7 protein-coding genes are annotated in these 6775 nt (G+C 70.5%); 5 read left to right on the plus strand and 2 right to left on the minus strand.

All coding sequences use genetic code 11. From position 1 onward, the window contains the following. Nucleotides 1-50: 50 nt before the first annotated feature. Nucleotides 51-1532, minus strand: a complete 1482-nt coding sequence (gene hemG, locus ABZY57_RS31580) for a protoporphyrinogen oxidase (RefSeq protein ID WP_356517788.1) — start codon at nucleotides 1530-1532, stop codon at nucleotides 51-53. Between the two features lie 350 nt (nucleotides 1533-1882). Here hemG and ABZY57_RS31585 point away from each other — a divergent pair, with 350 nt between their 5' ends. Together ABZY57_RS31585 and ABZY57_RS31590 are read left to right on the plus strand one after the other, a co-directional pair. Beyond that, the gene (locus ABZY57_RS31585; RefSeq protein WP_356517790.1) at nucleotides 1883-2611 is read left to right on the plus strand and encodes an SDR family oxidoreductase; all 729 of its coding nucleotides are present in this window, start codon (nucleotides 1883-1885) and stop codon (nucleotides 2609-2611) included. Nucleotides 2612-2715: 104 nt separating this feature from the next. Then, nucleotides 2716-3594, plus strand: a complete 879-nt coding sequence (locus tag ABZY57_RS31590; RefSeq protein WP_356517792.1) for an NmrA/HSCARG family protein — start codon at nucleotides 2716-2718, stop codon at nucleotides 3592-3594. A gap of 30 nt (nucleotides 3595-3624) precedes the next feature. On the opposite strand, the gene ABZY57_RS31595 is transcribed toward ABZY57_RS31590, so the two are convergent. Then, a complete protein-coding gene (locus ABZY57_RS31595; RefSeq protein WP_356517794.1) occupies nucleotides 3625-4242 on the minus strand; it encodes a DsbA family protein in 618 nt (205 codons plus the stop codon). Nucleotides 4243-4465: 223 nt separating this feature from the next. Between ABZY57_RS31595 and ABZY57_RS31600 the strand changes: the two genes are divergently transcribed. From ABZY57_RS31600 to ABZY57_RS31610, 3 genes are all read left to right on the plus strand, one after another. Next, the gene (locus tag ABZY57_RS31600) at nucleotides 4466-5494 is read left to right on the plus strand and encodes a methyltransferase (RefSeq protein WP_356517796.1); all 1029 of its coding nucleotides are present in this window, start codon (nucleotides 4466-4468) and stop codon (nucleotides 5492-5494) included. A gap of 86 nt (nucleotides 5495-5580) precedes the next feature. Then, entirely contained in the window at nucleotides 5581-6012 is a 432-nt protein-coding gene (locus ABZY57_RS31605) for a carboxymuconolactone decarboxylase family protein (RefSeq protein ID WP_356517798.1), read from the plus strand. Nucleotides 6013-6030: 18 nt separating this feature from the next. Beyond that, a complete protein-coding gene (locus ABZY57_RS31610; RefSeq protein WP_356517800.1) occupies nucleotides 6031-6693 on the plus strand; it encodes a sulfotransferase family protein in 663 nt (220 codons plus the stop codon). Nucleotides 6694-6775: the final 82 nt, after the last annotated feature.

Raw genomic sequence — 6775 nt, forward strand, 5'->3', positions numbered from 1 at the left:
GCCGGATCCACCGGAGCGACCCCTGCGGGATCACTCCGGTGGATCCGGTCTCACACTCCGACCGCGACCGGAGCGGCGGCGGCCGCCTTCTTCACGAAGGGGAGGATCTGGTCGACGGCCCTGCGCGAGGTCATCATGCAGACACCGACACCCACGCCGTCGTACACCGCACCGCACACCGCGAGTCCGGGCTGGGTCGCCACGGTCTCCCGGATCAGCCGCACCCGGTCCACGTGGCCCACGGTGTACTGCGGCAGGGCGCTCTCCCAGCGGCTCACGCGGGACGCCACCGGAGCACCGGTCACGCCGGTGGCCTCGGCGAGCTCGGCCGTCGCCAGCGCGACCAGGTCCGCGTCGTCGCGCTGCAGGATGTGCTCCTCGCCGAACCGTCCGAGCGAGCAGCGCACGATCTCCACCTCGCCCGCCAGGTGCGGCCACTTCACCGTGGTGAAGGTGACCTCCTTGACGGCCTTGCCCTCCTCGGCCGGCACCCGGTAGCCGGCGTAGCCGCGGCCCGAGAGCCCGCCCGGGAACGCCGAGCGCGGGAAGGCGAGCGTGACCATGGCCACGCTGGAGTACGGCACCTCGGTGAGCGCCGAGACGGCGGCGGACGTACCCGGGACCCCGGCGAGCAGGCTGCTCGTCGGACCGGCCGGGGTGGCGATGACGACCGCGTCGGCGTGGATGACCTCCGGGTCGGCGGCCGACCCCACGGTCACCTGCCAGCCGTCACCGCTGCGCGCGAGGTCCCGGACGGGGGTTCCGGTGCGCAGGACCGTGTCCGGCGCGGCGTCCAGTACCTGCGAGATGATCGCCGCGGGCAGCGTGCCGAAGCCGCCCTCGAGGGTGGCGACGCTCACCGGCGGGGGCTTCTCGCCCTCCTGCAGGTGCGGCACCAGCGAGCCGGCCGCGTCCGCGAGCGAGATGTGATCGCGGGACGACCGCGCCAGCGGGGTCAGGGTGGCCTCGAACGACAGGTCCGCGGCACGCCCGGCGAACACACCGGCGAGGAACGGCTCGACGAGGCGGTCCACGACCTCCTGGCCGAACCGCCCGCCGACGAAGGACGCGACCGAGACGTCGCCCTCCAGGTCGAACGAGGGCAGCACGAGGTCCTGCCGCGCCCGCTCCATGCCCTCGTCGGACAGCACTCCGGACCGGGCGAGGTCGTCCATGTCACAGGGCACACCCATGAACTGACGGTCGGGCTGGTGCTTGATCGCGCCCTGGGTCCAGATCGCCGACGCGGTGACGGGGCCCGCCGACACGATCTGCTCGCCGAGTCCCGCCTCCTTGATCAGGCCGGTCGTCTTCTTGCGGTTGGCGTACAGCGACTCGGCGCCCTCGTCGACCGCGACCCCAGCCACGTCGGAGACCAGCAGCTTCCCGCCCAGCCGGGACGAGCTCTCAAGGAGCGTCACGCGCACCGGCTCGTTCCGCAGGTGGAACGCCGCCGCCAGCCCCGAGATCCCGCCACCGACGATGACCACGTGGGGCTTACCGCTCGCCTGAGCCTGTTCGCTCCCAGTCATTCCACCAGCTCCTTCATGGTTACGGTGTCGTAAGGCCCGTACGGTCGGCGCCGAGACAGGCGTGGGCAGTCTCGCGGAGCGCCCCGGAACGCGGGTGGAGGGCGCCTAGAAGGCGGGCCCATCTGTCGCAATTGCGTGCCGACCGGCCGTTCGACCGCGGATTTTCGGCACTTGAACAGGGAGCTCCGACGGCATCATCGGAGGTGCCCAGGCGTTTGCTTTTCGTACCGTGAACGTATTAATTCATTGCTTGAAAACCGGGCGCACGACGTTCCGCTCGCCGCCTCTGGGTATCCGGCGAAGTGGCGTTCCGGGGGCAGTGGAACCCGGACCTCACGAAAGGGAAAAACGTGCCGTTCGAGAAGGTCGCGCTCATCACGGGCGCCAACAAGGGCATCGGATTCGCCATCGCGCGGCAACTCGGCGAGCAGAGGATCACCGTTCTCATCGGCGCCCGCGACGAGGTCCTCGGCAAGCAGGCCGCGGACGAGCTGGCGGACGAGGGCGTCACGGCCGTGCCGCTGCGGCTCGACGTGACGGACCCGGCCTCCGTGGAGGAGGCGGCCCGCGAGATCGAGCGGCGGTTCGGACGCCTGGACATCCTGGTGAACAACGCCGGCATCGCGGGCGGCTTCACCGGGACGCCCAGCGAGGCGACCGCCGCCGACCTGCGGGAGGTCTTCGAGACCAACGTGTTCGGCGTGGTCACCGTGACGCACACGATGCTGCCGCTGCTGCGCCGTTCCCCGGCCGGCCGCATCGTCAACCTGTCCAGCCACGTGGGCTCACTGACCCTGGCCTCGGCTCCGGGCGGTCCTCTGGCGGCCCTCAGCATGATCGCCTACCAGTCCTCGAAGACCGCCCTGAACGCGGTGACGCTCGCGTACGCGAAAGAGCTGCGGGAGACCCCGATCAAGGTCAACGCGGCGCTCCCCGGAGTGGTGCGCACCGACATCAACCACCACCGCGGGTACCGGTCGCCCGCCGAGGGCGCGGAGATCGCCGTGCGGCTCGCCACGCTGGACGAGACCGGCCCGACGGGCCAGTGCCTGGCGGACGACGGCCCCGTTCCCTGGTAGCGCGGAGCGTCACCGTCCCGCGAGGGACCGCGGCCGTTCGCGGCCATCACACCCGACAGCCGGGCCGGGCGGAGCCCGGCGGGCACACGACATGGAGGCAGACAGTGGCGGTTGCAGAGACGATCCTGGTGACGGGCGGCACCGGCCGGCAGGGCGGGGCGGTCGCCCGCGACCTGCTGCGGCGCGGATTCTCCGTGCGCGCCCTGGTCCGCGACCCGCAGAAGGAGCAGGCGCGGGCGTTGGAGGAGGCGGGCGCGGTCCTCGTCCGCGGTGACATGGACGACGAGGCGTCGCTCGCGGCGGCGACGGAGGGCGTGTACGGCGTCTTCAGCGTGCAGACCTTCCGGGGCCCCGGCGGCGTCGAGGCCGAGATCCGCCAGGGCAAGGCCGTGGCCGACGCCGCGGTGCGGGCCGGGGTGAAGCACTACGTCTACAGCTCGGTCGGCGGCGCGGACCGGGACACCCGCGTCCCGCACTTCGAGAGCAAGCTGGTGGGCGAGCAGTACCTGGCGACGCTCGACCTGCCGACCACGGTGCTGCGGCCGGCCATGTTCCACGACATCCTCCTCGACATCGCCCCGCGCCCGCGGCAGGGCGAGCTCGTCCTGGCCATGTGGCTCGACCCCGAGACCTCGGTGCAGGTCATCGCGCCGAGCGACATCGGCGCGTTCGCCGCGGACGCCTTCGAGAACCCGCGGGAATGGATCGGCCGGACGGTCGACATCGCCAGCGAGGAGCTGACCGGGCCGCAGATGGCCGCGGCGTTCGAAGCCGTCTCCGGCATCCCGACCCGCTTCCAGCAGCTGCCCATCGAGCCGCTGCGCGCGGGCCGCCCGGACCTCGCCAACATGTTCGACTGGTTCGAGCGCGACGGTTTCCAGGCCGACCTGACCGAACTGCGCAAGAACAGGCCGAACCTGGTCTCCGTGGAGGCGTGGCTGAAGGACAACTGGACCGCCCCGGCGGTCCCGGCCCGGGCCTGACGCCCGAGCCGGCCGCGGGGGAGCCGGGGCTCAGACGAAGATCGGGTCCCGGGTCCGGGTGCGCTTGAGCTCGAAGAACCCGTCGGTCTCGGCCACCGCGAGCACGCCGTCCCAGAGCTTCACCGCGGCCTCCCCCCGCGGCGTGGGCGTCACCACGGGGCCGAAGAAGGCCACGTCCCCCACGGCGACGATGGGGGTGCCCACATCGGTGCCGACGCGGGCGACGCCGTCGTGGTGCGAGGTGCGCACCGCGGTGTCGAACGCGTCGGACGCGGCCGCGTCGGCCAGGGCGGGATCGAGGCCCGAGGCGGCCAGGGCCTCCGCGTAGGTGACCCGGTCCTTGGGCGCCTTCTCGAGGTGGAACCGGGTGCCGAGTTCGGTGTAGAGCCGGCCCAGCGCCCCCGGTCCGTAACTCTGCTCGGCTGCGGCGCAGACCCGTACCGGCTCCATGCGCAGGGCCAGGTTCTGGTGCCAGCGCTCGTCCAGGTCCGCGCGCCCCTCGTTGAGCACCGTCAGGCTCATGATGTGCCAGCGGATGTCCAGGGGCCTTTGCTCTGCGACCTCAAGGACCCATCGGGAAGTCATCCACGCCCAGGGGCAGGTCGGGTCGAACCAGAAATCCACCGGGGTCGGGGTGTCGTGTGCCAACGTCGGCCTCCTCAAGGCGACTGCAAGGTCGCGGTCGGCACAGCCTGACAAGCGGGGTCGGATTACCGGTCGAGTGTTAGTAGAGGTGGACTCCGTTCAAACGCGAGAATTCCCCGGTTGAACCCTTCTCGTCAATGATCTGAGAACATCGGTCGGTTGCGGCGCGGAGAAGCGCCGACCTATCGTCTGGAATCCGCAATAAGACACTCCGGGGGTAAACCTGATGTCCGCATCGGCCGAGGTCCGCGACCAGTCGGATTCCTATGCCCTGCTCGAATTGATTCAGGGTGCCGTCATCACCCAGGCGATCTCCGTCGCGGCCAGGCTCGGCATCGCGGACGTGCTCGCCGACGCGCCGCTGTCCGCCGAGGACATCGCCCTGCGGGTCGAAGCGGACCCGCAGGCGACCCACCGGATCCTGCGCGCGCTGTCCGGCCACGGAGTCTTCGCCGTCCGTCCGGACGGCCGGTACGAGAACACGGCGCTGTCCGAGAAGCTCCGCGAGGACGCGCAGGACTCGATGCGCAAGTTCGCCGAGCTGATGAGCCACCCCCTGCTGCACGAGGAGTGGGGCCACCTGCTCACCACCGTGCAGACCGGCGAGGCCAACCTGCCCAAGCTGCGCGGCATGAGCACCCTGGACTTCTTCCACGCGAACCACGCCTACGCCGCCGCGTTCTTCCAGGCGTTCGGCAAGGTCTCGGAGTCGGAGACCGACCCGGTCCTGGCCGCCTACGACTTCTCCGGGTTCGGCACCGTCGTGGACGTCATCGGCGGCCGCGGCTACCTCCTGGCGGGCGTCCTCCAGCAGGCGCCGAACGCCAAGGGCGTGCTGTACGACTTCGAGATCGCCACCGTGGACTCGGCCTCGCTCTTCGAGGAGGCCGGCGTCGCGGACCGCTACACCGTCGAGCACGGCAGCTACCTCGGCACGCTCCCCAAGGGCGCCGACGCGTACCTGTACAAGCGCATCATCCACAACTTCTCCGAGGAAGACGCCCTGACCGCCCTGCGCAACGCACGCGAGGCGATCGGCCCCGACGGCAAGCTGCTCTGCATCGAGTACCTGCTCCCCGAGAACAACGAGCGCCACATCGGCCACACCATCGACCTCTGGCTGATGCTGATGATCGGTTCCCAGGACCGCACCCTCGCGCAGTACACCGAGCTGTTCGCCAAGGCGGGCTTCAAGATCACCAGGGCGATCCCCACCGCCTCACCGATCTCGATCATCGAGGCGATCCCGGTCTGACGGCCCTGTCCGACGGCTCCGTCCGACGGCCCTGTCCGACGTTCTTTCACCTTCCAGCGCACCGCTATCACACAGGAGAACTCCCGATGGCTCAACGGATGGGCAACCCCTCCCTGGTCGTTCCCGGCGCCCTGCAGCCCCTGCTCGACCTGTCCGAGGTCATCGGCAAGGTCGGCGTGCCGCAGTCGACCCTCGACTTCATCCGGCTGCGCGTCGCCGCGCTCAACGGCCGCGTCTACACCTTCCCGGCCGAGCCCGCGGACAAGCGCCTGCTGCTGGTGGACACGTGGCGGACCGAGCCCACCTTCACCGACGCCGAGCGCGCCGCCCTGGAGCTGGCCGAGGCCGTCACCCTGCAGACCGACGCGCAGAACGCGCCGTCGGACGAGGTCTGGGCGAACTCCTCCGAGCACTACACCGACGTGCAGCTCGGCGCGCTGGTCATGCACATCAGCCTCGTCAACTTCTGGAACCGGGTGAACGTCGCCACCCACCAGGACGACGCGGTCTGGCGCTGAGGAAAAGGACACATCACCGTGCTGAAGCTCATCAACGCCGGCCTGGGCCGGACCGGCACGACCTCGCTCCAGGTGGCCCTGGAGCGGCTCGGCCTCGGACCCTGCTTCCACATGTTCGAGATCGTCGACGACGACCAGCGCCTGGCCCAGTGGGAGCGGATCATCTGCGACGGCGAGCAGCCCGACTGGGCCGCGCTCTACGACGGTTTCGCCTCCGCGGTGGACGGTCCCTCCACCGTCTACTACCAGCAGATCAGCGAGGCGCTCCCCGGGACCAAGGTGGTCCTCACGGTGCGCGACGCCGAGGGCTGGTACAAGAGCACGTACGACACGCTGTACCAGTTCGCGCTGCGAACCATGGAGCACCCGCCCGAGCCCGGCTCCCGGCAGGCCCGGCTGTTCCGCGTCGTCAACGCCCTTGTCTGGGACGGCCTCTTCGACGGCCGGTTCTCCGACAAGGACCACGCCATCGAGGTCTACCACCGGCACACCGCGGACGTCGTACGCGCCCTCGGCGCCGACAACGTCCTCGTGTACGACGTGAAGCAGGGGTGGGAGCCGCTGTGCGCGTTCCTCGGGGTCGAGGTGCCCGACGAGGAGTTCCCGCGCGCCAACAGCTCCGAGGAGATGCGGCAGCGGATAGCCCAGGCTGCCGCCGCCGGCCCGGTCACCGCCGGCTGAGTCCCGCCCGGGATGCGGCTGCCGCGTACGTCTTTGACCTCGGAAGTGTCCAGATCGGCGTTGTCGTCGAACTGCATCCCGC

Source organism: Streptomyces sp. NPDC006450 (genome assembly GCF_040612195.1).
Lineage (GTDB): Bacteria > Actinomycetota > Actinomycetes > Streptomycetales > Streptomycetaceae > Streptomyces.

Bases quoted from the DNA above. Each gene is read 5' to 3' on its own strand.
- hemG (WP_356517788.1), bottom strand. From the start codon at position 1,532: ATGACTGGGAGCGAACAGGCTCAGGCGAGCGGTAAGCCCCACGTGGTC.
- ABZY57_RS31600 (WP_356517796.1), top strand. From the start codon at position 4,466: ATGTCCGCATCGGCCGAGGTCCGCGACCAGTCGGATTCCTATGCCCTG.
- ABZY57_RS31605 (WP_356517798.1), top strand. From the start codon at position 5,581: ATGGCTCAACGGATGGGCAACCCCTCCCTGGTCGTTCCCGGCGCCCTG.